Annotated in this window: 24 protein-coding genes; 14 read left to right on the top strand and 10 right to left on the bottom strand. The window is 72.4% G+C overall.

All coding sequences use genetic code 11. The features are described 5' to 3' along the window. Positions 1-2 precede the first annotated feature (2 nt). Positions 3-1,139, top strand: coding sequence for an FUSC family protein (locus ACR9ZK_RS04075; RefSeq protein WP_481340550.1), 1,137 nt, complete (start codon positions 3-5; stop codon positions 1,137-1,139). 123 nt (positions 1,140-1,262) lie between these two features. On the opposite strand, the gene mctP is transcribed toward ACR9ZK_RS04075, so the two are convergent. Both mctP and ACR9ZK_RS04065 read right to left on the bottom strand, forming a co-directional pair. Beyond that, complete coding sequence (gene mctP, locus ACR9ZK_RS04070) at positions 1,263-2,912, bottom strand: monocarboxylate uptake permease MctP (RefSeq protein WP_481340548.1); 1,650 nt, start codon at positions 2,910-2,912, stop codon at positions 1,263-1,265. Continuing rightward, entirely contained in the window at positions 2,909-3,214 is a 306-nt protein-coding gene (locus ACR9ZK_RS04065) for a DUF3311 domain-containing protein (protein ID WP_481340546.1), read from the bottom strand. Before ACR9ZK_RS04065 ends, mctP begins: the two co-directional genes overlap by 4 nt. A 197-nt stretch (positions 3,215-3,411) precedes the next feature. On the opposite strand from ACR9ZK_RS04065, the gene lpdA reads away from it, so the two are divergent. Further along, positions 3,412-4,809, top strand: coding sequence for a dihydrolipoyl dehydrogenase (gene lpdA, locus ACR9ZK_RS04060; protein WP_481340544.1), 1,398 nt, complete (start codon positions 3,412-3,414; stop codon positions 4,807-4,809). Between the two features lie 102 nt (positions 4,810-4,911). On the opposite strand, the gene ACR9ZK_RS04055 is transcribed toward lpdA, so the two are convergent. Beyond that, positions 4,912-5,067, bottom strand: a complete 156-nt coding sequence (locus ACR9ZK_RS04055) for a DUF6131 family protein (RefSeq protein ID WP_481340542.1) — start codon at positions 5,065-5,067, stop codon at positions 4,912-4,914. Positions 5,068-5,309: 242 nt separating this feature from the next. On the opposite strand from ACR9ZK_RS04055, the gene rpsO reads away from it, so the two are divergent. Beyond that, positions 5,310-5,579 (top strand): 30S ribosomal protein S15, encoded by a 270-nt coding sequence (gene rpsO, locus ACR9ZK_RS04050; RefSeq protein ID WP_076261108.1) that lies wholly within the window; start codon positions 5,310-5,312, stop codon positions 5,577-5,579. 186 nt (positions 5,580-5,765) lie between these two features. Continuing rightward, a complete protein-coding gene (locus ACR9ZK_RS04045) occupies positions 5,766-8,039 on the top strand; it encodes a polyribonucleotide nucleotidyltransferase (protein ID WP_481340540.1) in 2,274 nt (757 codons plus the stop codon). 80 nt (positions 8,040-8,119) lie between these two features. Here the strand turns inward: ACR9ZK_RS04045 and ACR9ZK_RS04040 are convergent, their stop codons facing one another. The 3 genes from ACR9ZK_RS04040 to ACR9ZK_RS04030 all read right to left on the bottom strand — a co-directional run bounded on the left by ACR9ZK_RS04040 (position 8,120) and on the right by ACR9ZK_RS04030 (position 12,377). Continuing rightward, positions 8,120-9,196 carry a cytochrome c oxidase assembly protein gene (locus tag ACR9ZK_RS04040; protein ID WP_481340538.1) on the bottom strand — a complete coding sequence of 359 codons (1,077 nt, stop codon included), beginning with the start codon at positions 9,194-9,196 and terminating at the stop codon, positions 8,120-8,122. After that, positions 9,193-10,647, bottom strand: coding sequence for a YncE family protein (locus ACR9ZK_RS04035; protein WP_481340536.1), 1,455 nt, complete (start codon positions 10,645-10,647; stop codon positions 9,193-9,195). The genes ACR9ZK_RS04040 and ACR9ZK_RS04035 overlap by 4 nt, the downstream gene beginning before the upstream one ends. A 68-nt stretch (positions 10,648-10,715) precedes the next feature. Beyond that, the gene (locus tag ACR9ZK_RS04030; RefSeq protein WP_481340534.1) at positions 10,716-12,377 is read right to left on the bottom strand and encodes an FG-GAP-like repeat-containing protein; all 1,662 of its coding nucleotides are present in this window, start codon (positions 12,375-12,377) and stop codon (positions 10,716-10,718) included. Positions 12,378-12,549: 172 nt separating this feature from the next. Between ACR9ZK_RS04030 and dapB the strand changes: the two genes are divergently transcribed. Next, complete coding sequence (dapB, locus tag ACR9ZK_RS04025; protein ID WP_481340590.1) at positions 12,550-13,338, top strand: 4-hydroxy-tetrahydrodipicolinate reductase; 789 nt, start codon at positions 12,550-12,552, stop codon at positions 13,336-13,338. Between the two features lie 94 nt (positions 13,339-13,432). Here dapB and ACR9ZK_RS04020 read toward each other — a convergent pair whose 3' ends face one another. From ACR9ZK_RS04020 to ACR9ZK_RS04010, 3 genes are all read right to left on the bottom strand, one after another. After that, positions 13,433-13,747: an AzlD domain-containing protein gene (locus tag ACR9ZK_RS04020; RefSeq protein ID WP_481340532.1), complete on the bottom strand. Its 315-nt coding sequence runs from the start codon at positions 13,745-13,747 to the stop codon at positions 13,433-13,435. Further along, positions 13,747-14,511, bottom strand: a complete 765-nt coding sequence (locus ACR9ZK_RS04015; RefSeq protein ID WP_481340588.1) for an AzlC family ABC transporter permease — start codon at positions 14,509-14,511, stop codon at positions 13,747-13,749. The genes ACR9ZK_RS04020 and ACR9ZK_RS04015 overlap by 1 nt, the downstream gene beginning before the upstream one ends. 107 nt (positions 14,512-14,618) lie before the next feature. Then, on the bottom strand, positions 14,619-15,272 hold the full coding sequence (locus ACR9ZK_RS04010) for an N-acetyltransferase family protein (RefSeq protein ID WP_481340530.1): 654 nt from the start codon (positions 15,270-15,272) through the stop codon (positions 14,619-14,621). An 80-nt stretch (positions 15,273-15,352) separates the two neighbouring features. On the opposite strand from ACR9ZK_RS04010, the gene paaA reads away from it, so the two are divergent. The 6 genes from paaA (at position 15,353) to ACR9ZK_RS03980 (ending at position 20,371) form a co-directional block, all read left to right on the top strand. Beyond that, positions 15,353-16,405, top strand: coding sequence for a 1,2-phenylacetyl-CoA epoxidase subunit PaaA (paaA, locus tag ACR9ZK_RS04005; protein WP_481340528.1), 1,053 nt, complete (start codon positions 15,353-15,355; stop codon positions 16,403-16,405). Next, a complete protein-coding gene (paaB, locus tag ACR9ZK_RS04000; RefSeq protein ID WP_481340526.1) occupies positions 16,402-16,719 on the top strand; it encodes a 1,2-phenylacetyl-CoA epoxidase subunit PaaB in 318 nt (105 codons plus the stop codon). The genes paaA and paaB overlap by 4 nt, the downstream gene beginning before the upstream one ends. Before the next feature lie 23 nt (positions 16,720-16,742). After that, complete coding sequence (gene paaC / locus ACR9ZK_RS03995) at positions 16,743-17,522, top strand: 1,2-phenylacetyl-CoA epoxidase subunit PaaC (protein WP_481340586.1); 780 nt, start codon at positions 16,743-16,745, stop codon at positions 17,520-17,522. Between the two features lie 5 nt (positions 17,523-17,527). Next, on the top strand, positions 17,528-18,076 hold the full coding sequence (gene paaD / locus ACR9ZK_RS03990) for a 1,2-phenylacetyl-CoA epoxidase subunit PaaD (RefSeq protein WP_481340524.1): 549 nt from the start codon (positions 17,528-17,530) through the stop codon (positions 18,074-18,076). Next, positions 18,077-19,210, top strand: a complete 1,134-nt coding sequence (gene paaE / locus ACR9ZK_RS03985) for a 1,2-phenylacetyl-CoA epoxidase subunit PaaE (RefSeq protein WP_481340522.1) — start codon at positions 18,077-18,079, stop codon at positions 19,208-19,210. It begins immediately after the preceding gene. 72 nt (positions 19,211-19,282) lie between these two features. Continuing rightward, positions 19,283-20,371 (top strand): NAD(P)-binding domain-containing protein, encoded by a 1,089-nt coding sequence (locus tag ACR9ZK_RS03980; RefSeq protein ID WP_481340520.1) that lies wholly within the window; start codon positions 19,283-19,285, stop codon positions 20,369-20,371. Here the strand turns inward: ACR9ZK_RS03980 and ilvA are convergent. Continuing rightward, positions 20,368-22,014, bottom strand: a complete 1,647-nt coding sequence (gene ilvA / locus ACR9ZK_RS03975) for a threonine ammonia-lyase, biosynthetic (RefSeq protein ID WP_481340518.1) — start codon at positions 22,012-22,014, stop codon at positions 20,368-20,370. The two genes, ACR9ZK_RS03980 and ilvA, sit on opposite strands and share 4 nt — an antisense overlap. Before the next feature lie 135 nt (positions 22,015-22,149). On the opposite strand from ilvA, the gene ACR9ZK_RS03970 reads away from it, so the two are divergent. The 3 genes from ACR9ZK_RS03970 (at position 22,150) to dapA (ending at position 24,595) form a co-directional block, all read left to right on the top strand. Continuing rightward, complete coding sequence (locus ACR9ZK_RS03970; RefSeq protein ID WP_481340516.1) at positions 22,150-22,962, top strand: thymidylate synthase; 813 nt, start codon at positions 22,150-22,152, stop codon at positions 22,960-22,962. Positions 22,963-23,016: 54 nt separating this feature from the next. Then, positions 23,017-23,511 carry a dihydrofolate reductase gene (locus tag ACR9ZK_RS03965; protein ID WP_481340514.1) on the top strand — a complete coding sequence of 165 codons (495 nt, stop codon included), beginning with the start codon at positions 23,017-23,019 and terminating at the stop codon, positions 23,509-23,511. 196 nt (positions 23,512-23,707) lie between these two features. Further along, positions 23,708-24,595 carry a 4-hydroxy-tetrahydrodipicolinate synthase gene (gene dapA, locus ACR9ZK_RS03960; protein WP_481340512.1) on the top strand — a complete coding sequence of 296 codons (888 nt, stop codon included), beginning with the start codon at positions 23,708-23,710 and terminating at the stop codon, positions 24,593-24,595. Positions 24,596-24,745 lie beyond the last annotated feature (150 nt).

The raw sequence follows: 24,745 nt of genomic DNA, 5'->3' as shown, positions 1-24,745 counted from the left end.
ACGTGGACGACTACCTGCGGACCGACGCGCCCGTCGTCGAGGCCCTCGACCGGGCGTGGCGTCGCAGCCGGCTCACGGTGCGGACCCGCTTGTCCCGCTTGCGGTCCCGGGCGTTCCTCCTCCTGCAGAGCTCGGTGGCCGCAGGCGTCGCGTGGCTCGTCGCGCACGACCTGGTCGGGCACGCGACGCCGTTCTTCGCCCCGATCGTGGCCATCGTCTGCCTCGGGATGTCGTACGGGCAGCGGGTCCGACGCGTGCTCGAGGTCGCAGTGGGGGTGGCGGTCGGTGTCTTCACGGCCGACGTGTTCGTGCACGTCGCCGGCAGCGGTCCGTGGCAGATCACCGTCGTCGTGCTGTTCTCGATGGCCTTCGCCGTCCTGCTCGACGGCGGTCCGCTGCTCGTGACGCAGGCAGCCGTGCAGAGCGTCGTCATCGTCGCCCTCGCCGCGAGCCCGGGCCAGGCGCTGTCACGCTGGACCGACGCGCTCATCGGTGGTGCGGTGGCTCTCGTCGCCGCGGTCGTCGTGCCGCAGGCGCCGTTGCGCCGACCCCGCGTGGCGGCCTCCGAGGCCGTCGCCAAGATCAGCGAGCTGTTGCGGCAGGCGGCCACCCTGGCCGCCGGGGGTGACGTCGACGCGGCGGCCTCGATACTCGCGTCGGCGCGCGGCACGGAGTCGCTGCTGCGCGAGCTGCGCCAGGCCGCCGACGAGGGCCTTGACGTCATCACGAGCTCACCGCTGTCGCGGCGCCGGCACGCCCCGCGCGTCCGGTCCATGGCCGAGCTCGTCGAGCCCCTCGACATCGCCATGCGCAGCACCCGCGTGCTCGTTCGTCGGGTGACGATCTCGGTGGCACGGGGCGAGAACCTGCCCGACAGCTACCGCGCGCTGCTCGGCCGCCTCGCCGACGCCAACGACGTCATGGCCCGGGCGCTGTCCGAGAACGCGGCCGCCTCCGTCGGTCTGCGCGGCCTGCTCGAGGTCGCCGCGGCCACGGGGGAGCTGCCGCGAACGTCGAGCCTCGCGTCCGAGACCGTCCTGGCACAGCTGCGCTCGCTCGTCGTGGACCTGCTCCAGGTGGCCGGGCTCGGCGAGGAGGACGCCCATGCCGCGATCCCTCCCGAGCGCGACCGCGACTGAGCCCGGCGACACCCGACTCGACCACGCCGCCACGAGCTCGGCGGGTCGGCGGCAAGAGCGGGAAGACAGCGGGAGGGCCGGGTCGCCCGGACCCGGCCCTCCCTGCTCGACGCGTCGAGGCCGTCAGCGGGACTGCGCGGCCTGCTCCGGCGTCGCCGGCAGCTTCTCGACGCGCGGGTCGCCGGCGTCGGCGAAGTAGTCCGCCGGGATCGTCTGGTCGATCCCCTCGGGCGCCTTCGCGGCTCGGAACACCAGGGTGAGCACGGCGGCGACGATGACGTTGAGGACGAACGCCGTCAGCGCGATGTACCCCAGCTGGCCGATGACCGGGATCTGCGCGACCGAGCCGGCGAAGGGCGCGCCGGTCGCCTTGTTCGTCACGTTGTACGCCGCGAGCGTGCCGTACACCATGCCCACGGCCCAGCCGACGAGCAGCGCCCACCGGTGGAACCAGCGCGTGTAGAGGTAGAAGACGAGCGCCGGGAAGGTCTGCAGGATCCAGATGCCGCCGAGGAGCTGGAAGTTGATCGCGTTGCTCTTGTCGAGGAAGAGGACGAACAGCAGGGCGAACGCCTTGACGACGAGCGAGGTGATCTTGCTGACCTTGGCCTCCTGCTCGATCGTCGCGTTCGGCCGCAGCCAGGCCCGGTAGACGTTGCGCGTGAAGGTGTTCGCGGCGGCGATCGACATGATCGCGGCAGGAACGAGCGCACCGATCGCGATGGCGGCGAAAGCGACGCCGGCGAACCACGACGGGAACATGTCCTCGAACAGCTGGGGGATCACCAGCTGTCCGTTGACCTTCCCGTCGAGCCCGACCGGCTTGGTGCCGGCGGCGATCGCGACCCAGCCGAGGAGCGCGAGGAGGCCGAGCAGGAACGAGTACGCCGGCAGGATCGAGGCGTTCTTGCGAATGGTGGTGCGGCTCTTGGCCGACAGGCTGGCCGTCACCGAGTGCGGGTACATGAACAGCGCGAGCGCCGACCCGAGGGCGAGCGTCGCGTAGGCCCAGTAGGCCTTCGGCCCGGGGATGAAGACGTTCGGGCTGCCGGTGGCGGCGTTCGTCGTCGTCGTCATCTTCTGCTTGGCCGCGTCGAAGATGTGGCCCCAGCCGCCCACCTTCGAGGGCAGGTAGATGACCGCGACGATGATGACGAGGTAGATGAGGATGTCCTTGACGAACGCGATGATCGCCGGCGCGCGCAGGCCCGAGGTGTACGTGTACAGCGCGAGCACGAGGAACGCGATGAAGATCGGCGCGTCCTTGGCGAGGATGTTGCCGCCGCCGCCGACGCCCGCCACCTCGAGGACGGCCTGGATGCCGACGAGCTGCAGGGCGATGTACGGCATCGTCGCGAGGAAGCCGGTGACCGCCACGGCGAGCGACAGCACGCGCGAACCCGAACGGCCCTGGACGAAGTCGGCCGGCGTGACGTAGCCGTGCCGGTGCGACACGGACCAGAGGCGGGACATGAAGACGAAGATGATCGGGTACAGCACGATCGTGTAGGGCACGGCGAAGAAGCCGTTGACGGCGCCGAAGGCCCACATGGCCGCGGGAACCGCGACGAACGTGTACGCCGTGTAGAGGTCGCCTCCGAGCAGGAACCACGTGATCCACGTGCCGAAGGTCCGGCCGCCGAGGCCCCACTCCTCGAGGCTCTCCATGCTCGCCGGACGCCGCCAGCGCGCCGCCCAGAAGCCGGCCGCTGCGACGACGACGAAGAAGAAGACGAGGACGGCGAGGGCGATGCCGTTGACTCCCTGGTTCATCGGAGCCCACCACCCGTCGTCGTGTCGTCGTCGAGGTACTCGTCACCCTCGGGGTTCATCGGCCGGTGCGGCCGGGCCTTGAGGACGAGGCGGTGGGCCGTGTACGTCAGCGCCGAGGTGATGACCACCCAGACGAACTGGTACCAGATGAAGAACGGGAAGCCGGCGACGCGCGGCTCGTCCTTGGCGTACGTGCCGACGAGCGTCAGCGCGACGAGCGGGATCGCGAGCAGAACTCCGGCGACGGCCAGCAGGCCCTTGTTCGCCGGCGGAGCCGAGTGGCGGTGCGGAGTGGAACTCACGACGGTGACCTCCGTTGGTCGGGGCCGGACCGGTCCGGCCGTGCGTCAGGAACGTACTCCCAGCGTGCCCCGGAATGGGGTCCCTGACACCGTTGAATGCCGAACTGTTGGCGAACGACACCCGGTTCGTGACCTCGGGGTCTGCGTCGGCGGAACCGCGGTCGGGGCCAGGGTGCCTCCCGGATAGGGTGACCCCCATGGCTGATTTCGATGTCGTTGTGCTCGGTGCCGGTCCCGGTGGCTACGTCGCGGCGATCCGCGCGGCGCAGCTGGGCAAGAAGGTCGCCGTCGTGGAGAAGCAGTACTGGGGTGGGGTGTGCCTCAACGTCGGCTGCATCCCGAGCAAGGCGCTGCTGCGCAACGCGGAGATTGCGCACATCATCACGCACGAGAAGAAGACCTTCGGCATCGAGGGCGAGGCCACGATGTCCTACGGGCCGACGCACTCGCGCAGCCGCTCGGTGGCCGACGCCAGCGCCAAGGGCGTGCACTACCTCATGAAGAAGAACAAGATCGAGGAGATCGACGGCTGGGGCACGATCACGTCGGCGACCTCGATGGACGTCGCGCTCAACGACGGCTCGTCGCGCTCGGTCACCTTCGACAACCTCATCATCGCCACCGGCGCCCAGGTCCGGATGCTGCCCGGCATGCAGGTCAGCGACAACGTCGTCACCTACGAGGAGCAGATCCTCGACGCGGACCTGCCGGGCTCGATCGTCATCGGCGGCTCGGGCGCCATCGGCGTCGAGTTCGCCTACGTCATGAAGAACTTCGGCGTCGACGTCACCATCGTCGAGTTCCTCGACCGCATGGTGCCGACCGAGGACCCCGACGTGTCCAAGGAGCTGCTGCGCCAGTACAAGAAGCTCGGCGTCACGGTGCTGCTCTCGACCGCCGTCAAGAACGTCGAGGACACCGGCTCGGGCGTGCGCGTCACGGTGGCCCCGGCCGCCGGGGGAGACGAGACCGTCCTCGAGGCCGACAAGTTCCTCGCCGCCTTCGGCTTCGCCCCGCGCACCGAGGGCTACGGCCTGGAGTCCCTCGGTCTGCAGATGACCGAGCGCGGCGCCGTCGCGATCGACGGCCGCGGCCGCACCAGCGTGCCCAACGTCTTCGCCATCGGTGACGTCACCGCCAAGCTCATGCTGGCGCACACCGCCGAGGCCATGGGCGTCGTCGCCGCCGAGACCATCGCGGACGCCGAGACGATGGAGCTGAACTTCGACATGATCCCGCGGGCGACCTTCTGCCAGCCGCAGATCGCCTCCTTCGGATACACCGAGGCCCAGGCCAAGGAGAAGGGCTACGACGTCAAGACGGCCAGCTTCCCCTTCTCGGCCAACGGCAAGGCACGCGGCATGGCCGAGGGCGTCGGCTTCGTCAAGATCGTCGCCGACGCCGAGCACAACGAGCTGCTCGGTGCCCACATGATCGGCCCCGAGGTCACGGAGCTGCTCCCGGCCCTGACGCTGGCCCAGCAGTGGGACCTCACGGCCGACGAGGTGGCCCGCAACGTCTTCGCCCACCCGACCCTGAGCGAGGCCATGAAGGAGGCCATCGAGGGCATCGCGGGGCACATGATCAACCTCTGAGGCCTCGACCTCCGAGGCGTCCCGTCACGGGACGCGTCCGACGCGCGAAGGGCGCCCCACGGCGTGAGCCATGGGGCGCCCTTCGACGTCTGCTGCGACCGATCAGTACCAGTGCTTGCGTCCGCCGATAGCGCGTCCGGTGGCGCCGAGCACGAACAGGACCGCGCCGACGACGAGCAGGATGATGCCGATCGTCGTGAGGATGCTGATCTTGGCGAGCAGCCCGACGATCAGCAGGATCAGTCCGAGAATGATCATGGTGTCGCTTCGCTCCTTACGAGAGGTTTCCCCGAGACGACCATGTCGTACCCGGCACGGTCACAGGAGGAACGCAGGCACTGGTCACGAATCGGTCAAGCGGGCCCCCGCCGGCGCCGATTAGTGCGCGGTGGCGTGCGCTGTTAGTCTTTGAGACGCCGTGTTCCGGCCGCGGAACGAGAGAGCCCAGGTGGACATGCCCTGGCGCACCGCGCAACGAGTGAAGAAGGAGTCGGTCATCCATGCCCCTGGACGCTGACGTCAAGAAGAAGATCATGGCCGAGTACGCCACCAAGGAGGGCGACACCGGCTCCCCCGAGGTGCAGGTCGCGCTGCTCACCCAGCGCATCAAGGACCTCACCGAGCACGCCCGCGCGCACAAGCACGACCACCACAGCCGTCGTGGTCTGCTCCTGCTCGTGGGCCAGCGCAAGCGGATGCTGCGCTACCTCGAGACCACCGACATCGAGCGCTACCGTTCGCTGATCAAGCGACTCGGCCTGCGTCGATGACGATGTGACGAAAGGCGGTCCCCGCGCGTGCGCGGTGACCGCCTTTCGTCGTAGGTGCGGCCGGGTCGGGCTCCGACGCCGAGCGCACCCGCGGGCCACCCGGCTCGTGGCAGTACACAGAAGACAAACCGGGCACACAACGACGATGTGCACCGGCTACATGAGAAAAAGAAAGCGAGGGCCCACATGGAGGGTCCAGACATCACCTTCGCCGAGGCCGTCATCGACAACGGCAGCTTCGGCACCCGCACCGTCCGGTTCGAGACCGGGCGCCTGGCCAAGCAGGCCGGTGGAGCCGTCGTCGCCTACCTGGACGACGACACGATGCTGCTGTCGACGACCTCGGCCGGCAAGCAGCCGAAGGACCAGTTCGACTTCTTCCCGCTGACGGTCGACGTCGAAGAGCGGATGTACGCCATCGGCAAGATCCCCGGCAGCTTCTTCCGCCGCGAGGGTCGCCCCTCGACCGAGGCGATCCTCACCTGCCGCCTCATCGACCGCCCGCTGCGCCCGACCTTCAAGAAGGGGCTGCGCAACGAGGTCCAGGTCATCATCTCGGTGTTCTCGCTGAACCCCGACCACCAGTACGACGTGCTCGCCATCAACGCCGCGAGCGCCTCGACGCAGATCTCCGGCCTGCCGTTCTCCGGCCCCATCGGTGGCGTGCGGGTCTCGCTCATCGACGGCCAGTGGGTCGCCTTCCCGAACTTCTCCGACGTCGAGCGCTCGACCTTCGACATGGTCGTCGCCGGTCGCGTGGTGCCGGGTTCGAATGGTGACGACGTCGCGATCATGATGGTCGAGGCCGAGGCCACCGAGTCGACGTGGGACCTCGTCCGCAACGAGGGCAAGCAGGCTCCGACCGAGGAGGTCGTGGCCGAGGGCCTCGAGGCCTCCAAGAAGTTCATCAAGCAGCTGTGCGAGGCCCAGGCCGAGCTCGCCTCCAAGGCCGCCAAGCCGGTCGAGGAGTTCCCCGTCTTCCTCGACTACGAGGACGACGCCTACGCCGCCGTCGAGGCCGCCGTGTCGGCCGACACCGCCCAGGCGCTGACCATCGCCGGCAAGCAGGAGCGCGAGGAGCGTCTCGACGAGATCAAGGCCTCCGTCAAGGAGCAGCTCGCCGCCCAGTTCGAGGGCCGCGAGAAGGAGATCTCCGCCGCGTTCCGCTCGCTGCAGAAGCAGCTGGTGCGTCAGCGCATCCTGCGCGACGAGGTCCGCATCGACGGCCGGGGCCTGAAGGACATCCGCGCCCTCGGTGCCGAGGTCGAGGTCCTGCCGCGCGTGCACGGCTCGGCGATCTTCGAGCGTGGCGAGACCCAGATCATGGGGGTGACGACGCTGAACATGCTCAAGATGGAGCAGCAGCTCGACACGCTCTCGCCGGTGACGCGCAAGCGCTACATGCACAACTACAACTTCCCGCCCTACAGCACCGGTGAGACCGGTCGTGTCGGGTCGCCGAAGCGTCGCGAGATCGGTCACGGCGCGCTGGCCGAGCGGGCGCTCATGCCCGTCCTGCCGACGCGCGAGGAGTTCCCGTACGCGATCCGCCAGGTGTCCGAGGCCCTCGGCTCGAACGGCTCGACGTCGATGGGCTCGGTGTGCGCCTCGACGCTGTCGCTGCTCAACGCCGGTGTGCCGCTGCGCGCGCCGGTCGCCGGCATCGCGATGGGTCTCGTCTCCGACGAGGTCGACGGCGAGACGCGGTACGCCGCGCTCACCGACATCCTCGGCGCCGAGGACGCCTTCGGCGACATGGACTTCAAGGTCGCGGGCACCAAGGAGTTCGTGACGGCGATCCAGCTCGACACGAAGCTCGACGGCATCCCGGCGTCGGTCCTGGCCGGCGCGCTGACCCAGGCCCGCGACGCGCGACTGCACATCCTCGACGTCATGGCCGAAGCCATCGACGTGCCCGACGAGATGAGCCCCTACGCGCCGCGCATCATCACGGTGAAGGTCCCCGTCGACAAGATCGGTGAGGTCATCGGCCCGAAGGGCAAGATGATCAACCAGATCCAGGACGACACGGGCGCCGACATCTCGATCGAGGACGACGGCACGGTGTTCATCGGTGCGGTCGACGGCCCGTCGGCGGAGGCGGCTCGCGCGGCGATCAACGCCATCGCGAACCCGCAGATGCCCGAGGTCGGCGAGCGCTTCCTCGGCACCGTCGTCAAGACGACGACCTTCGGCGCGTTCGTCTCGCTGCTGCCCGGCAAGGACGGCCTGCTGCACATCTCCGAGGTGCGCAAGCTCGTCGGCGGCAAGCGGATCGACAGCGTCGACGACGTCGTCAAGGTCGGCCAGAAGGTCCAGGTCGAGCTCAAGGAGATCGACCCCCGCGGCAAGCTCTCGCTCGGCGCCGTCCTCCCCGAGGACGAGGCCAAGGGCGGGGCCGACGAGGCCAAGGAGGCCGCGGACGTGGCCCCGGCCGACGCCGAGACGGCCGAGGTCTGACCTCACCAGGCCCCGGTCCCGCTCGCGTGTGCGGGGTCTGCCGGGTGTGCGGGGAGTGCCGGGTGCGCCAGCCCCGCCGGTCAGCTCTCCACGTCGTCGGGACCCGCCGCGGGCTCGGCGCGGCGATAGCGCCCGGCGAAGCGGGCGTCCTGCTCCCACCACAGGCCGGAGGCGCCGGCATCGGGCGCCGCCGGAGTGGCAGCGGTCGCGGGGGTCGCGACGGATGCGGGCGCGGAGCCTCTGGCGGGTCCGGCCGACGTGTCGGGGGACAGGCCGGGCCGGTCACCGGCGAGCCGGGCCGCCCCCGCGCCGGCTGCCTCGTCGGCGAGCCGGTCCGCCTCGCGGGCCTCGCGCTCGTCGGTCCGGACCCACTCCAGGAAGACCGCGGCGATGACGGGCAGCCCCACCGACTCTGCCACCGCGAGGAGCGCGCCGCCGCCGAGGTGCTGGTCGAGGAGCGGGTCCAGCCCGCTCACGGCGCGCGAGAAGCCGGGGTACCCCGGGGCGAGCAGCGTCGGGGCGGTCATGACGACGATGCCCGGGACGGCGTCGAGGAGGCCGTCGACGAACGCGAGGAAGGTCCGCACCGGAGCCGTCGCCCAGGCCGGCAGGAGGTCCTCGGCCAGCAGGGGTACGACGAACAGCAGCCCCGTCCCGAGCAGGACGAGGTCGAGGACGACCCCGACCGGCCGTGACGTCACCGACCGGAGGAACACCGGTGTCACGAAGACGACGAGCAGGGTCCCGGTGGCGAGCACGGTGCTGACGGCCGGGAAGGTCAGCGCCCGCGCGAGGCGTCCGTGCAGCAGCCGCAGGGCCACGTGGTCGCCGTCGGGGTGCAGCCGCCGCAGCAGGCCGACGGGGTCCCCGAGGGCCAGGCCCACCGGTGTCACGGTCGCGAGCACGCCGATCCGGAGGGCACCCAACCAGAAGACGTCGGCCCGGAGCACTGCGGGCGGCCCGCACGTGGCGTACGCGAGCGTGCCGACGCCGAGGCCGACGTAGAGGGCGACGCGCCACCCGGACGGACGCAGCCCGGCTCGGGCCGCGCGCCGCACGAGCAGCGCGTACGGCACGAGCGCCACCGCGACGAGGACGAGGCCCTCGGCGTCGGGCGTCCAGGCCGTCAGGAGGTCGGCGGGGGAGAAGGTGCTCATCGCATGTTCCCGGTGTGGCCCAGCGAGAACCGGCCGGGCTGCGGCCAGACGAGCAGGCCGTGCGGCCCCGCGCCGACGGGGATCCTGTGCAGCAGGCGCCCGGTCGCGGTGTCGATGACGTAGACCTCGGAGCGGTACCGGCCGCTCAGCCACAGCTGCGAGCCGTCGGCGCTGACGCCGCCCATGTCGGGCGTGGCGTGCGCCGGCAGCCGCCACGTCGTGACGGGCCGGTCCGTCGTCGCGTCGATGACCGTCACCGTCCCGGCGTCCCGGTTGGAGACGAAGACCCGAGATGCGTCCCGCGAGGGGTAGATGCCGTGCGCGCCGAGCCCGGTGTGGACGAAGTGGTCGAGCCGGAAGGTGCGCGCGTCGACGAACCACACGCCGTTGCGGAGCATGTCGGCGACCATGAACCACCGGCCGTCCGGCGTGAGCCGGACGTCCTGCGGCATCGCCGTCGCGCCCCTGAGCAGTCCACTCCGGGGCCCCGCCATGCTCCCCGGGCCCGTCGCGGGGGTGGCGCCCGGGGTGCGCACGTGGTTGAGGTCGATGACCTTCAGCACCCGGGTGGCCGCGGCGTCGACGACGAGCAGGCGGCCGCTGAACTCGCAGCTGGCCACGAACGCCCGCAGTTCGGCCGTGAAGTCCGCGTGGTTGACCCCGGCGCACGCCGGCACCGGGAGCGACCGGACGAGGCGCATCGTGCGGGCGTCGCGCACATCGACGGCGTGGAACCGCGAGGCGAGGACGAGCGCGTACCGGCCGTCCGGGGTGAAGTAGAGGTTGTACGGGTCGCGCACCCCGACCGGGTGGCCTACGACACCCGTCCGCGGGTCGATCGGCGTCAGGGCGTTGCCCCGGTCGGAGTTGACCCACAGTCGGGTGAGGTCCCACGACGGCACGACGTGCTCCGGCGAGGCGGGGACACGCCGCGTCGACACGACCCGGTAGGTGCGCGGGTCGATGACCTGCACGAGCCCCGCCACCTGGTCCGGCACGTACACGAGAGGCCGCGCCGCGCGGGCCGCGGGCGCGAGGTCACCGGCGCCCGTGCGCGCGTACGGCGGGGTGAGTCCCACGCCGGGTGCCGTGGGGCCGGCCGTGGCCCCCGACGAGGGCGAGCCCGACGGGTGGGGCGACGACCCGGCCGGCATCGTCGCGGTGGACGCCGTCGTGGGGGTGGCGGAGGGGACCGACGTGCGTCCCGACGTGGGTGCTGACGTGGGCCCCGAGCTGGGTGCCTCGGCGCCCGGCGCGGCGCCCACCGCCGAGCAGGCCGAGCCGAGCAGCACGACCGCGAGCGCCACCGCGCCCACGCGGGCTCGCCGGGTGGCGGCAGAGACCGGGTCGTCCGCGAGCCCGACGGCGGCGGGGACGGCGGCGCGGACGGTGCCGACGGGCGCGGCGTCGACGGTGTCAGGACGGTGCGGGGCGGCCGGGTCGGTCGTCACGGGCGGATGCTCGCTCCCGAGGCTGGGTTTTGGCTGAGAGCCACCTGACCGCGTCGTCGAAGGGCGGCTCAGAAGATGGCGTCCGTGACGTTCCACCCGGTGCTGACCTGGCGCCGCGGCGACCACCCGCCGGACGCCGTCCGCGGGTAGAGCCAGAGGACACCCGCGCGGTCGCGGGCGAGGACGTCGCCGACGCGGTCGCTGTCGAAGTCGCCGGGGGAGGCGAGCGCCGTCATGCCGTTCCAGCCCGTCCCGACGACGACCGGTGCCGCGAACCCCCCGGTGCCGGTGCCGGCATGCAGCCAGAGGCGCCCGGTCGAGGGCTCGCGCGTCATGACGTCCGGACGGCCGTCTCCGGTGACGTCGCCGACGGGCACGACGCGGTCGTACCGGTTCCATCCCGAGGCGACCTGCAGGCGCGGCTGGAACGAGGCTCGCCCGGTGCCGGGGTACACCCAGACCGTCCCGTCGGAGGCACGGCGGGCCAGCAGGTCGGGGCGTCCGTCGCCGGTGAGGTCACCCGGGCCGAGCACGGCGCTCATGCCGCCCCATCCGGTGCCGATGCGCAGGGCCGGCAGGGTCCAGCCACCGTGGCCGTCGCCGCGGTAGAGCCAGAGGTCGCCGGTCGTCCGCTGGCGGGCCACGACGTCGAGGGTTCCGGTCCCGTCGAGGTCGCCCGCGGTGTCGAGGAGGTCGAAGCCGCTCCACCCCGTACCGACCTGCCGGCCGAGCGACAGGCTGCCTGTCCCGGTGCCCGAGTAGAGACGCAGCGTCCCCGTGCTCGCCCACCGGGCCACGACGTCGGTGCGCCAGTCGCCGTCGACGTCACCCGTGGACGCGGTCAGCGTCGACGCCGGGATGGGCAGCGCCGTGAAGGCGTACGGCTCGCAGGTGCGGTCGAAGTCGGTGGTCGTGTTCCACCACTGCGACAGGTAGACCCTGCCGCCCGAGAAGCTCGGCTGCGTACACCGGTCGAGCGCCTCGTTCGGGTAGTCGAGGGTGCCGGCCGTCGCCCACACCGGCACGCCCGGCAACAGCCACGACCCGGTGATCGCCTGCCAGCCGGACGCGTTGGAGTAGAGGCCGTAGGCGTAGCCCTGGTCGCGCAGGCCGCGCATGAGCCCCTCCACGACGTACCGGTTCTCGATGCGCTGGGACCGCGTCGTCGACGGCCACGGCTGGGCGGGCCGGGGCTCGACGTCGATCCACACCACCGGCGGCCGCCAGCCGATGCGGTCCAGGGTCGCTGCGGCATAGCTCGCCTCGGCGTAGCCGACGTTCGACAGGCGTCCGGCCCGGGTCGTGCTCGACCACGGGCCTCGCGTGGCGTACGTCGACAGCTGCGCCGCGGTCGGGAAGCCCGCCATCGTGTAGGCGTGCGCGGGGGTGGCGTGGTCCCTGACCCACTGCAGCTGCGAGGCCACGCAGGGGTTCTCGGTGAACGGCAGGCCGTGGGTGAGCCCGACGACGACGAACTGGGTCGAGGCGGACGGCATCGGCTGCCCGTAACCACCCTGGGTGGTCGGGCACTGCGGCCAGGAGATGTCGTTGCCGAAGAGCACGGTGGCGTGGACCGTCGGCGCGGTGACCACCCCGAAGGAGAAGGCCAGGGCGAGCGCCGCCACCATGGCAGCGACCCGTTGGCGAGCGGTGCCGGGAGTGCGCGTCCGGACGAGCACGGAGGTGCGTCGGAGGGTGGTGGAGGAGGCGGGGTGGGCGCGGTTCGGCATGGCGATCACTTCCTGGTGACAGTGTGCTCCGCCGGCCGCCGCGCCACCATCCCCAGCGGTCCCGCGGTCCTCGCTCAGGGCACGGGCCGGGGAGCGCGGTGGGACCGGCCGTCCTCGCAGGTGGCGGCGCCACTACCCTCGAGGCGTGGTGACGACGAACGACGAGGGCCCGATGCGTGACGATCCCACCGCGGCCACCGGTGCCATCGCGGTGGCGGTCATCGGTGCGAACGGGCGGATGGGGTCCGAGGCGGTCCGGGCCGTCGAGGCGGCCGAGGGGCTGCGGCTCGTCGGCGCGTACGGCAGCTCCGACGATCTCGGTGACCTCGGTGGCGCGGACGTCGCCGTCGAGCTGACGGTGCCGGCGGCGTCCCCCGGCAACGTGGCCCACTGCGTCGAGCGCGGCGTCCACGTCGTGGTCGGCACGACGGGGTGGGACGACGACCGGCTCGAGACGCTGCGAGGCCGGCTCGCGCAGGCGCCACCCTCGCGGACCGGTGCCGGCGTCGGCGTCCTCGTCGCGCCGAACTTCGCCATCGGTGCCCTGCTCATGATGGCGTTCGCCGCCAAGGCGGCCCCGTTCTTCGAGTCGGTCGAGGTCATCGAGCTGCACCACCCCGCCAAGGTCGACGCGCCCTCCGGCACGGCCGCCCGGACGGCGGCGATGATCGCCGCAGCACGTGCGGGGGCGGGTGTGGCGCCCGGTCCCGACGCGACGACCCACGACCCCGACGGAGCCCGCGGCGCCCGCGTCGACGGCGTCCCCGTGCACTCGGTCCGCCTGCGGGGGCTCACCGCGCACCAGGAGGTGCTGCTCGGCAACGCGGGGGAGCAGCTGACGCTCCGCCACGACTCGTTCGACCGCGCCTCCTTCATGCCGGGCGTCGTCGCGGCCGTGCGCGCCGTCGCCGATCACCCCGGCCTCACCGTCGGCCTCGAGCACTACCTCGGCCTGGACTGAGCAGACCGACCCACGGCCGCCGGGCCCGAGCCGTGCCGCCAATGGCGTCGTCGTCGGGGTCGCGGTCCCGGTTGCGGTCCCGGGCGCCGGGCCGTCAGCCCCAGCCGAGGGCGCGCAGCAGGGCTGCCGTGCAGGCCCCCAGCACGACGACGACGATGAACGGCGCCCGCAGCAGGAGCGCCACGACCGCGACGCCGACCGCCGCGAGCCGGGCGTCGACCGTCAGGGCGCCGCCGGCCAGGGTGAACGTCTGCGTCGCGATGAGCGCGGCGAGGAGAGCGATGGGCAGCGCGGCCGTCACACGCTTGACGCGCGGTTCGGCGAGGACGCTCGAGGGCACGAGGTAGCCGGCGAGCTTCAGCCCGAACGCCAACCCGGCTGCCAGGAGGATCGCCACCCACAGGCTCATCACCGGCCCCCGTCCCGTGCGACGCGCCCCTCGCGCAGGTCGGTGCTCCGGCCCGCGTCCGCCGCTGCGTCCTCCGGCCCCGGGTCGGACCCCGCGTCGCTGCGGGGCGCCCGCCAGGCGAGCAGGGCGGCCAGCGCGGCCACGAGCACCGGCACCCCGGCCGGCAGGCTCGGAGCGAGGACGACGGCCCCGACCGCCGCCACACCCGCTGTCGCGACGGCGTCCCGGTTGCGCAGGCGCGGCCACAGCAGCGCCGTGAAGGCGGCACAGGCCGCGGCATCGAGCCCGTACCGGCGCGGGTCGCCGAGGGCGTCGCCGAGGAGCGCGCCGACGAGCGTCGTGAGGTTCCACAGCGAGAAGACGGCCGCGCCGGTCAGCCAGAAGCCGACGCGCGACGCGCGGACGTCCTCCTGGGACACCGCCACGGCGGTCGACTCGTCGATGGTCAGGTGGGCGGCCGCGAGGCGTCGCACCCCGCGGGGCGTGAGCAGCTGGGTCAGCTCGAGGGCGTAGAGCCCGTTGCGGACGCCGAGCAGCGACGACGCCGCGATGGCGGCCGGTGCCGCGTGCAGTCCGTTGGCGACGATGCCCACGAAGGCGAACTGCGACCCACCGGTGAACATGAGCAGCGACAGCGCCATCGCCTGCCAGACGTCGAGCCCCGCGGCGACGGCGAGCGCGCCGAAGCTGATGCCGTACGCGCCGGTCGCGAGCCCGACCGACAGCGCCTCACGGACGACGACCCGTCGCTCCGCGCGTGGCAGCGGACCGGCCGACGGCGCGCCGAGGGCCCCCGGTGCGGCCCGCTCCGCCGCAGAGGCGTCGGCGCTGTTCGCGGCGGGACGCCGACGGTCCCCCGCGGCGGGACCGGTCACGACGGCTCCGGCGCGACGGACGCGGCGAGACGCAGCTCGCGGACGGTGCGCCCGTCGGCGTCGACGACGCGCTCGCGGTGCGCCCCGTCGGGCTCGAGCCCCGACGCCGTGAGGAAGGTCCGCACGGTGTCGTCCGAGGCGAGCAACCACGCGGTGAGGTGGTCGCGGCCTCGGGCCCGGGCGGTGTCGACGACCGCGTGGAGCAGCCGGGACCCGTGGCCCTGCCGACGGGCGTCCGGGTGGACCGCGAGCACGAGCAGCTCGGCGGTCGCCTCGCCCGCGTCGGGGTCGCTCGAGGCGCCGACCGCCGCGAAGCCGACGACCTGGTCGCCGGCGCAGGCCACGAGCAGGACGCCGTCGCCGGCGGCCTCGCCCTCGAGGCTGTCGCGCCAGGCGCCGGCGAAGACCTTCGGCTCGAGCTGCTCGAGCACCTCGGGCGCCAGGACAGCGGCGTACGCCTCGCGGAAGACGACGGCCTGCACGAACCCGACGGCGGGCGCGTCCGAGCTGCGCGCCACGCGGACGCTCGCGTCCGCCACCGGGCCACGCGCGGCGTCGTGGTCGTGTCCGTGCCCGTGCCCGTGTCCGTGCCCGTGCCGCGTCGGGTCCGGCGTCGTCTCGGGAAGGTCGGCGTCGTGCGGGTGCGTCACCCCCGCATCCTCTCAGCCGGCCGGGAACGCCCGGAGGGGCCACTTTGTCGCCGGTGGCGCCCTTCTCGCATACTGGACACATGTATGGCAACGACGTCATCGACCCGAACGAGCCGCTCAACGCGGCCGAGACCGCCGACTACGACGCGACGGTCGAGCAGGGCCGGCAGGCCGAGCAGCGTCCGGGGGACGGCGGCGACTTCGAGGCCCTCATCGCGGCGGACCAGCGCATCGAGCCGCGGGACGCGATGCCGGACAAGTACCGCCAGACGCTCATCCGCCAGATCGCCCAGCACGCCCACTCGGAGATCATCGGCATGCAGCCGGAAGGCAACTGGATCACCCGCGCGCCGAGCCTGCGGCGCAAGGCGATCCTCATCGCCAAGGTCCAGGACGAGGCCGGCCACGGGCTCTACCTCTACAGCGCCGCCGAGACCCTCGGCGTCGACCGCCAGGAGCTGCTCGACCGGCTCCACAACGGCACCCAGAAGTACTCCTCGATCTTCAACTACCCGACGCTGACGTGGGCCGACTGCGGCGCCATCGGCTGGCTCGTGGACGGCGCGGCGATCATGAACCAGGTGCCGCTGTGCCGCTGCTCGTACGGGCCGTACGCGCGGGCCATGATCCGGGTCTGCAAGGAGGAGAGCTTCCACCAGCGGCAGGGCTTCGAGATCCTGTGGACCCTCATGCGTGGCACCGACGCGCAGCGCGAGATGGCCCAGGACGCCGCGAACCGCTGGTGGTGGCCGGCGCTGGCGATGTTCGGACCGCCCGACACCGGTGAGAGCGTCAAGGGTGGCCACACCGAGGAGTCGATGGCGTGGGGCATCAAGCGCTTCAGCAACGACGACCTGCGCCAGAAGTTCGTCGACATGACGGTGCCCCAGGCCCAGAAGCTCGGCCTGACGCTGCCCGACCCCGAGCTGCGCTGGAACGAGGAGCGCGGTCACTGGGACTTCGGCCAGGTCGACTGGGACGAGTTCTGGCAGGTGCTGCGCGGCGACGGCCCGTGCAACGCCGAGCGCATCGCGCACCGCCGTCGCGCGCACGAGGACGGCGCCTGGGTCCGTGAGGCCGCCAACGCGTACGCCGCCAAGCAGGCCGCGAGGACGAAGGAGAGTGCCGCGTGAGCGGAGGTTCGGACGCCGTCGCACCCTCGACGGAGAGGAGCTGGCCGCTCTGGGAGGTCTTCGTGCGGGGCAAGCGTGGCCTGTCCCACGTGCACGTGGGGTCGCTGCACGCGCCGGACGCCGAGCTGGCCCTGCGCAACGGACGCGACCTCTACACGCGCCGCCAGGAGGGCGTGTCGATCTGGGTCGTGCGTGCCGAGGACATCACGGCGAGCAGCCCGACGGAGAAGGACTCGTTCTTCGACCCCGCCGCCGACAAGATCTACCGGCACCCGACGTTCTACGACGTGCCCGAGGACGTCGAGTACCTGTGAGCGACGTGACCCGCACCGACGCCATGGCCGCCCCGCGCGCCCTCGGGTCCGACGACCCGCGGGCCACCTACCTCGTCGGCCTCGCCGACGACGCCCTCGTCTACGCCCAGCGCCTCGCCGAGTGGATGACCAACGCGCCGCAGATCGAGGAGGACATGGCGCTCGGCAACATCGCGCTCGACCTCCTCGGCCAGGCCCGCGCGCTCTACCCCTACGCGGGCTCCCTCGACGGCACCGGTCGCCTCGAGGACGACTTCGCGATGTCCCGCGACGAGCGGCAGTGGCGCAACGTCCACCTCGTCGAGCAGGAGCGCGGCGACTTCGCCGACGAGATGGCCCGCCTCCTGTGGTTCTCCGCCCGCCAGGTCGAGCTGCACACGCGGCTGGCCGGATCCACGGACGACGTCGTCGCCGGCGTCGCGGCCAAGGCGGTCAAGGAGGTCCGCTACCACCTCGACCACGCCACGCTGTGGGTCTGCCGCCTCGGCGACGGCACGGACGAGTCGCACGAACGGATGCAGGCCGCCCTCGAGCGCAGCGCCCCGTACGTACCTGAGCTGTTCGCCGACGACGACGCCGCCGTCCTCGTCGCGGAGTCCGGTTTCGGCGTGCTGCCGTCGGGCCTGGAGGAGCCGGTGACGCGTCGCGTGCACGAGGTCCTCGCCGCGGCGAGGCTGACGGTGCCGGCCGCTCCGGGCTGGCGCGCGCGCGGTGGGCGCAGCGGCGTCCACTCGCGGCCGATGGGCTACCTGCTCGCCGAGCTCCAGCACATCGCCCGGTCCCATCCCGGGGCCACGTGGTGACGGCCGTGGCCACCGACCGGGCGACGGACCGCGGTGCTGCCGGAGGCGCCGCCCGGTTCCCCGAAAGCGCTGTGGCGCAGGCGATCTCACGGATCCCGGACCCCGAGGTGCCGGTCGTCACGATCTTCGACCTCGGCATCCTGCGCGGCGTGGAGGTCGACGAGTCGGCCCGTGCGGTCGTCGTCACCGTCACCCCGACGTACAGCGGATGCCCGGCCATGGAGGCGATCGCCGACCGCATCGTCTTCGCCGCGCACGCACACGGGTACGCCGCGACGGTGCGGACGCGACTGTCGCCCCCGTGGACCACCGACTGGATCACCGAGGAGGGACGCGAGGCGCTGCACCGCTTCGGCATCGCGCCGCCGGGCCCGGCCTCCGGTACCACCGTCTCGGGCCCGGTCCCCGTGAGCCTCGGCCGGCACGTCGTGGCCTGCCCGCGGTGCGGCTCCGACGACACGACCGAGATCGCCCACTTCGGCTCGACCGCGTGCAAGGCCCTGCGCCGCTGCAACGCGTGCCTCGAGCCGTTCGACGAGTTCAAGGCCCTCTGAATGACCGACCTGACCACCTCGCCCTCGACCGTGCCCGCCGGCAGCCGCCACCGGGCCCGCTTCCACCCGCTGCGTGTCGCGTCGGTCGAGCGGCTCACCGACGACGCCGTCGCGGTCGCCTTCGAGGTGCCCCCGCACCTTGCGGACGAGTTCGCGTTCGAGGCCGGCCAGCACCTCACCGTGCGCGCGACCATCAACGGCGAGGAGGTGCGCCAGTCGTACTCGATCTGCCAGTCGCGCGGGGCTGCCGGCATGGAGCACCTGCGCCGCGTCGCGGTCGCGCGCGTGCCCGAGGGCCGGATGTCGACGTGGATGAACGAGGTCGTCGCTCCCGGGGACGTCCTCGACGTCATGACGCCGCTGGGCTCGTTCACGTGCCCGACGCGTCCGGACCTCGCCCGCCACCACGTCGCCATCGCGGCGGGGTCGGGCATCACCCCGGTTCTGTCGCTCCTGACGACGGCGCTCGAGGAGGAGCCGCTGTCGCGGGCGACGCTCCTGTTCGGCAACCGCCGCACCAGCTCGATCATGTTCCTCGAGGAGCTCGAGGACCTCAAGAACCGCTTCCCCGGCCGGTTCCACCTCGTCAACGTCCTGTCGCGCGAGGCCCAGGACGTCGAGCTGTTCCACGGTCGGCTCGACGCCGTGCGCCTCGCGGCGATCTTCGAGCGGCTCGTGCCCGTCGAGACCGTCGACGAGTGGTACCTGTGCGGGCCGTTCGGCATGGTCACCGGTGCGGAGGCGCTGCTGCGCGAGCACGGCGTCGACGTCCACCACGTGCACCACGAGATCTTCCACGTCGACGACGGCACCGAGCCGAGGCGCAGGGTCGTCGTCGAGGAGGGCGCGCCGCCCGAGGCCACGGTGACCGTCAACCTCGACGGCCGCACCACCGTCATCCCCATGCCGAGCAGGGAGGAGTCCATCCTCGACGCGACCCTGCGGGCACGGCCGGACGCGCCTTTCTCGTGCACCAACGGTGTGTGCGGCACCTGCCGGGCGCGCCTCGTCTCCGGGCAGGTGCGGATGGACCGCAACTACGCGCTCGAGCCGGAGGAGGTCGAGGCCGGCATCGTCCTCGCCTGTCAGAGCCACCCCGTCACCGACGAGGTGTCGCTCGACTACGACGCCTGACCTCCGGCCCGGCGGCGCCGGCCCGGTGCGTGGCGCGGGGAAGAGCACCGGCCCCTGGCGCGTTCAACGGACGTGGAACGCGTGGAGGTCGTCGTCATCGGTGCCGGTCAGGCCGGCCTGTCGGCGGCCCACCACCTCGGACGCCTCGGTGTCGGGCCGTTCGTCGTGCTCGACGCCAACGACCGCCCGGGCGGCGCGTGGCAGCATCGTTGGGACAGCCTCACGATGTCGGACGTCCACGGCATCGCCGAGCTGCCCGGCATGCCCGTGCCCGAGCACGATGCGGCCGACCCGGCCAACGTCGTCGTCCCCCGGTACTTCGGCGAGTACGAGCAGCACCTCGAGCGTCCCGTCCTGCGGCCCGTGCGCGTCACGTCCGTCGCACCCCTCGACGGCGACCCGGACGGCCTCCTGCGGGTCGAGACGACGCAGGGGCGCTGGCTCACGCGCTCGGTCGTCAACGCGACCGGCACCTGGCAGACCCCGTTCCTGCCGCACTACCCGGGCATCGAGACCTTCCGCGGACGGCAGCTGCACACCGTCGACTACCGAGGCCCCGACGAGCTCGCGGGTCAGCGCGTCGTCGTCGTGGGTGGGGGCGCATCGGCGGTGCAGCTGCTCGGGGAGCTCGCCCCCCTCGCACACACCATCTGGGTGACCCGACGTGAACCGGTCTGGCGCACCGGGCCGTTCACCGAGGACGCAGGGCGTCGGGCCGTGTCTCTCGTCGAGGAGCGGGTGGCTCGGGGCCTGCCCCCAAGCAGCGTCGTCAGCGTCACCGGCCTGCTGCTGCGTCCGCAGGAGCAGCGGGCTGCCGAGCTCGGCGCGTACGCACGCCGGCCGATGTTCGAGGGCATCGAGCCGGACGGCGTGCGGTGGGCGGACGGGTCGTTCGAGCCTGCCGACGTCATCCTCTGGGCCACCGGTTTCCGGCCGACGGTGCGGCACCTGGGACCCCTCCGGCTCCGGAGCGAGCACGGCGGCATCCGCCTCGTCGCCCCGTTCGACGAGCACACGTTCACGACGTCGACCGCCGACCCGCGCGTGCACTTCGTCGGGTACGGACCGTCGGCATCGACCATCGGCGCCAACCGGGCCGGACGTGCCGCCGCGCGTGCCGTGCGGCAGCAGCTGACGCGGAACCGGGAGTCCGTCGCCTAGGCCGACGGCCGGCGCGGGCGCGACAGCAGGAAGTAGGAGAGCGCCGGGCTCGCGGTGACGTCCTTGCACGGGTAGCCGAGGTCCTCGACGTGCCGCTGGAAGTCCTCCGCGTCGGCGGGGTCGTCCACCCCCTCGAAGGCGCAGAGCACGCGGCCCGAGTCGGCGCCGTGGCTGCGGTAGTGGAACATCGTGATGTTCCAGCGGGTGCCGAGCTCGGTGAGGAAGCGCAGGAGGGCGCCCGGGTGCTCGGGGAACTCGAACGAGTAGACGCGCTCGCGGCACTGCGGCGGGTGCCCGCCAATCATGTAGCGCACGTGGGTCTTGGCCGTGTCGTCGTCGGACAGGTCGACGACCTCGTAGCCGGCCAGGGCGATCGCGGCGATGATCTCCGCGCGCTCGGCCAGCCCACGGGCCAGCCGCACGCCGACGAAGATCCGTGCCTCGAAGGTGTCGTCGAGACGGTAGTTGAACTCCGTCACGGCCCGCCCCGCCAGGGCCTCGACGAAGGTGAGGAAGGACCCCTGCCGCTCGGGGATCGTCACCCCGAGCAGGGCCTCACGGTGCTCACCGACCTCGGCGCGTTCGGAGATGTAGCGCAGCGTGTGGAAGTTGACGTTCGCGCCGGAGAGCACGTGCGCGAGGCGCTCGCCCCGAAGGCGGTGCTCCTCGACGTACTTCTTGAGCCCGGCGAGGGCGACGGCTCCGGCGGGTTCGGCGACGGCTCGGACGTCCTCGAAGATGTCCTTGATCGCCGCGCAGATCTCGTCCGAGCTGACCGTGACGACGTCGTCGAGGTGCTCGCGGCACAGCTCGAACGTGCGGTCGCCGATGCGCTTGACCGCGACGCCCTCCGCGAACCTGCTCACCTCCGGCAGCTCGACCGGTCGCCCGGCGGCGAGGGCCGCCGTGAGGCAGGCGGCGTCGTCGGGCTCGACCCCGATGACCTGAACGGCCGGCATGAGGTACTTGACGAGCGTGGCCACGCCCGCGGCGAGGCCGCCGCCGCCCACGGGGACGAAGATGCGGTCGAGGTGGGCGTCCTGCTGGAGCAGCTCGAGCCCGAGCGTGCCCTGGCCGGCGATGACGAGCGGGTCGTCGAAGGGGGCGACGTAGACGCGTCCGCGCTCGGCGGCGAGCCGCATCGCCTCGGCCTTGGCGTCGTCGAACGTGTCGCCGTGGAGGACCACCCGGGCCCCGTGGGCACGGACCGCGTCGACCTTGATCGGAGCGGTCGTCTTCGGCATGACCACGTCGGCCTCGATGTGGAGGATCGCGGCCGAGAGCGCGACGCCCTGGGCGTGGTTGCCGGCCGAGGCGGCCACGACGCCACGGGCGCGCTGCGCCTCGTCCAGCTGCCGCATGAAGGTGTAGGCGCCGCGCACCTTGAACGAGTGGACCGGCTGGCGGTCCTCGCGCTTGACCTCGACCGTGTTGTCCAGACGCCTCGACAGCGACTCCATGACCTCCAGCGGCGTCACCACGGCGGCTTCGTAGACCGGGGCGCGAAGGACCTCACGCAGGTGCTCCGCCCCGGAGGTCCCCGGAGCCCCCGCAGTCCCTGCAGCCCCTGCCGCCCCTGTCGCGCCGGCATCGCCTGGCGCGCCGGCAGCCTCGCTGCCAGCCTCGTCGGGCACGGTCGACATGCGACCGAGACTAGGGCCGCCGGACCGGAGTCGTCCGCACGGACCAGCGGACGAGATGCACGGGTCGGCCCGGCCCCGCGCCAGGCCGCTGCGTGTCCACGCGGGACTGTCGCACGCCGGGGTTAGGCTGCGGGCGTGCGGCAGTACCTCGACCTCCTCGACCACGTCCTCACCCACGGCCAGGAGAAGGCCGACCGGACCGGGACGGGCACCCTCAGCACGTTCGGGTACCAGATGCGGTTCGACCTCGCCGAGGGCTTCCCGGCGATGACGACCAAGAGGCTGCACCTGCGCTCCATCATCGGCGAGCTGCTCTGGTTCCTGCGCGGCGACACCAACGTGCGCTGGCTGCAGGAGCGAGGCATCAGCATCTGGGACGAGTGGGCCGACCAGAACGGCGACCTCGGCCCGATCTACGGCTACCAGTGGCGCTCGTGGCCCACGCCCGACGGCCGACGCGTCGACCAGGTCGCCAAGGTCATCGAGCAGATCCGCACCAACCCCGACAGCCGTCGCCTCCTCGTGTCCGCGTGGAACGTCGCCGACGTCGACGACATGGCCCTGCCGCCGTGCCACACGATGTTCCAGTTCTACGTCGCGCCGCCCGGCCCGGACGGCCGGCGCCGCCTCTCCTGCCAGCTCTACCAGCGCAGCGCCGACATCTTCCTCGGCGTGCCGTTCAACATCGCGTCCTACGCCCTCCTGACCCAGATGGTCGCGCAGCTGACCGACCTCGAGCCCGGCGAGTTCGTCCACACGCTCGGCGATGCCCACCTCTACCTCAACCACCTCGAGCAGGCGCGGCTGCAGCTGACCCGCACACCGCACGCGCTGCCGACGATGCGCATCACGCCCGGCAAGACCTCGATCGACGAGTTCGACCTCGACGACTTCGAGCTCGTCGACTACGTGGCCGAGCCGGGCATCAGGGCCCCCATCGCCGTCTGAACGGCGTGCGTGCCGCAGCAGCCTCCGTGGGGCGGCGTCTGCGACGCTGGAGCCATGACGAACGTGACGATGATCGTCGCCGTGGGGCGCAACGGGGTCATCGGTGACGGCCGCACGATGCCCTGGCACATCGGCGAGGACCTCAAGTACTTCAAGCGCATGACGATGGGCCACCCCATGGTCATGGGACGGCGCACCTTCGAGTCCATGGGCGTCCTACCGGGCCGTCGCAGCATCGTCGTCACCCGGCAGGAGGACTGGAGCCATCCCGGCGTCGAGGTGGCGCACTCGCTCGAGGAGGCGCTCGCGCTCGCCGGGCCGGCCGACGAGGTGTTCGTCGTCGGCGGGGGAGAGGTCTACCGGCTCGCGATGCCGTTCGCGCAGCGGCTGCTCGTCACCGAGGTCGACCAGGCGCCCGAGGGAGCAGTCACCTTCCCCGAGGTCGACCGCACCGACTGGGCCGAGACCACGCGCGAGCCCCACGACGGGTTCGCGTGGGTGACCTACGAGCGTCGCGGCTCCGGGCGCGGCGCCGCTGCCACGTCCTGACACCAGGCGCTCCTCACCGCCACGGTGTTCCGCCCCGGATCCCGGCCGGCCCGCTGTAACGGCGGGGGAGCGGCTGCGATGTACCGGGTGCGAGGCGCTACTCGGACCCCCGAGCGAGTAGCGCCTCGCCTCGTGCCCGGGGCTCCCGGGTGGGCGCCGGTCGGTCGCCCGCGGGAGCGGGCGCTAACCTTGGCCCATGGCTGCCGCACCCCCACTCGGACGTGTTCTCTCGGCGATGGTCACGCCCATGCGGGCCGACGGTTCCGTCGACCTCGACGCGGCGCAGCGTCTCGCCACCCACCTGGTCGACGCCGGACACGACGGCCTCGTCATCTCGGGCACCACCGGCGAGTCGCCCACCACCTCCGCCGCCGAGAAGGACGAGCTCCTGCGCGCGGTCATCGACGCGGTCGGTGACCGCGCCGTCGTCATCGCCGGGGCGGGCAGCAACGACACGGCCAAGAGCATCGAGTCGGTGCAGGCGGCGGCGAAGGCGGGCGCCGACGCCGTGCTCGCCGTGACCCCGTACTACAACAAGCCGCCGCAGGCCGGGCTCGTCGCACACTTCACGGCCCTCGCCGACGCGAGCGACCTGCCGGTCATGCTCTACGACATCCCGGGCCGGTCCATCGTCTCGATCGCCCGCGACACCTACCTGCGCATCGCCGAGCACGAGCGCATCGTCGCGGTCAAGGACGCCCGCGCCGACCTGTGGTTCGCCGGCGACCTCATCGAGCGCACCGGGCTGGCCTGGTACTCCGGCGACGACGGGATGGACCTGTTCCACTTCCTCAACGGTGCCGTCGGCTTCGTCGGCGTCACCTCGCAGGTGGCGCCCGCGGCCTACCGGGAGCTGGCCGACGCCGTCGTGGACGGGCGCTGGGACGACGCCCGCCGCGTCCACCGGCGCCTGACCCCCCTCGTCGACGCCGTCATGAACGTCACGCAGGGCGCCATCATGGCCAAGGCCGCCCTGGCCCTGCAGGGCGTCATCGAGACACCCACCGTCCGCCTGCCGCTCGTCGCGGCCGACGAGGAGCAGACCACGCTGCTGCGCGAGGCGCTCGCGGCGGTCGCCCGATGACGACCCCCTGAAGCCCCTGCCCGCTGCACCGGTCACGCCGGCTGCGGCGGGGTACCGGCTGCCTCGGCAGCACCCACGACCCGACAGGACACCTGTGAGCCACCCTCACCCCCGTCTCTTATACACATCTCCGAACCCACGAGACGGAGC

This window comes from Monashia sp. HAY1-5C (assembly GCF_056755255.1).
Note: the sequence above shows the minus strand (reverse complement) of the source record. Positions and strands in the feature narration are given on the sequence as shown.

Excerpts from the sequence above, each read along its gene's own strand:
- mctP (WP_481340548.1), bottom strand. The coding sequence starts at position 2,912 with ATGAACCAGGGAGTCAACGGCATCGCCCTCGCCGTCCTCGTCTTCTTC.
- lpdA (WP_481340544.1), top strand. The coding sequence starts at position 3,412 with ATGGCTGATTTCGATGTCGTTGTGCTCGGTGCCGGTCCCGGTGGCTAC.
- ACR9ZK_RS04055 (WP_481340542.1), bottom strand. The coding sequence starts at position 5,067 with ATGATCATTCTCGGACTGATCCTGCTGATCGTCGGGCTGCTCGCCAAG.
- rpsO (WP_076261108.1), top strand. The coding sequence starts at position 5,310 with ATGCCCCTGGACGCTGACGTCAAGAAGAAGATCATGGCCGAGTACGCC.
- ACR9ZK_RS04045 (WP_481340540.1), top strand. The coding sequence starts at position 5,766 with ATGGAGGGTCCAGACATCACCTTCGCCGAGGCCGTCATCGACAACGGC.
- ACR9ZK_RS04040 (WP_481340538.1), bottom strand. The coding sequence starts at position 9,196 with ATGAGCACCTTCTCCCCCGCCGACCTCCTGACGGCCTGGACGCCCGAC.
- ACR9ZK_RS04030 (WP_481340534.1), bottom strand. The coding sequence starts at position 12,377 with ATGCCGAACCGCGCCCACCCCGCCTCCTCCACCACCCTCCGACGCACC.
- dapB (WP_481340590.1), top strand. The coding sequence starts at position 12,550 with ATGCGTGACGATCCCACCGCGGCCACCGGTGCCATCGCGGTGGCGGTC.
- ACR9ZK_RS04020 (WP_481340532.1), bottom strand. The coding sequence starts at position 13,747 with ATGAGCCTGTGGGTGGCGATCCTCCTGGCAGCCGGGTTGGCGTTCGGG.
- paaA (WP_481340528.1), top strand. The coding sequence starts at position 15,353 with ATGTATGGCAACGACGTCATCGACCCGAACGAGCCGCTCAACGCGGCC.
- paaC (WP_481340586.1), top strand. The coding sequence starts at position 16,743 with ATGGCCGCCCCGCGCGCCCTCGGGTCCGACGACCCGCGGGCCACCTAC.
- paaE (WP_481340522.1), top strand. The coding sequence starts at position 18,077 with ATGACCGACCTGACCACCTCGCCCTCGACCGTGCCCGCCGGCAGCCGC.
- ilvA (WP_481340518.1), bottom strand. The coding sequence starts at position 22,014 with ATGTCGACCGTGCCCGACGAGGCTGGCAGCGAGGCTGCCGGCGCGCCA.
- ACR9ZK_RS03965 (WP_481340514.1), top strand. The coding sequence starts at position 23,017 with ATGACGAACGTGACGATGATCGTCGCCGTGGGGCGCAACGGGGTCATC.
- dapA (WP_481340512.1), top strand. The coding sequence starts at position 23,708 with ATGGCTGCCGCACCCCCACTCGGACGTGTTCTCTCGGCGATGGTCACG.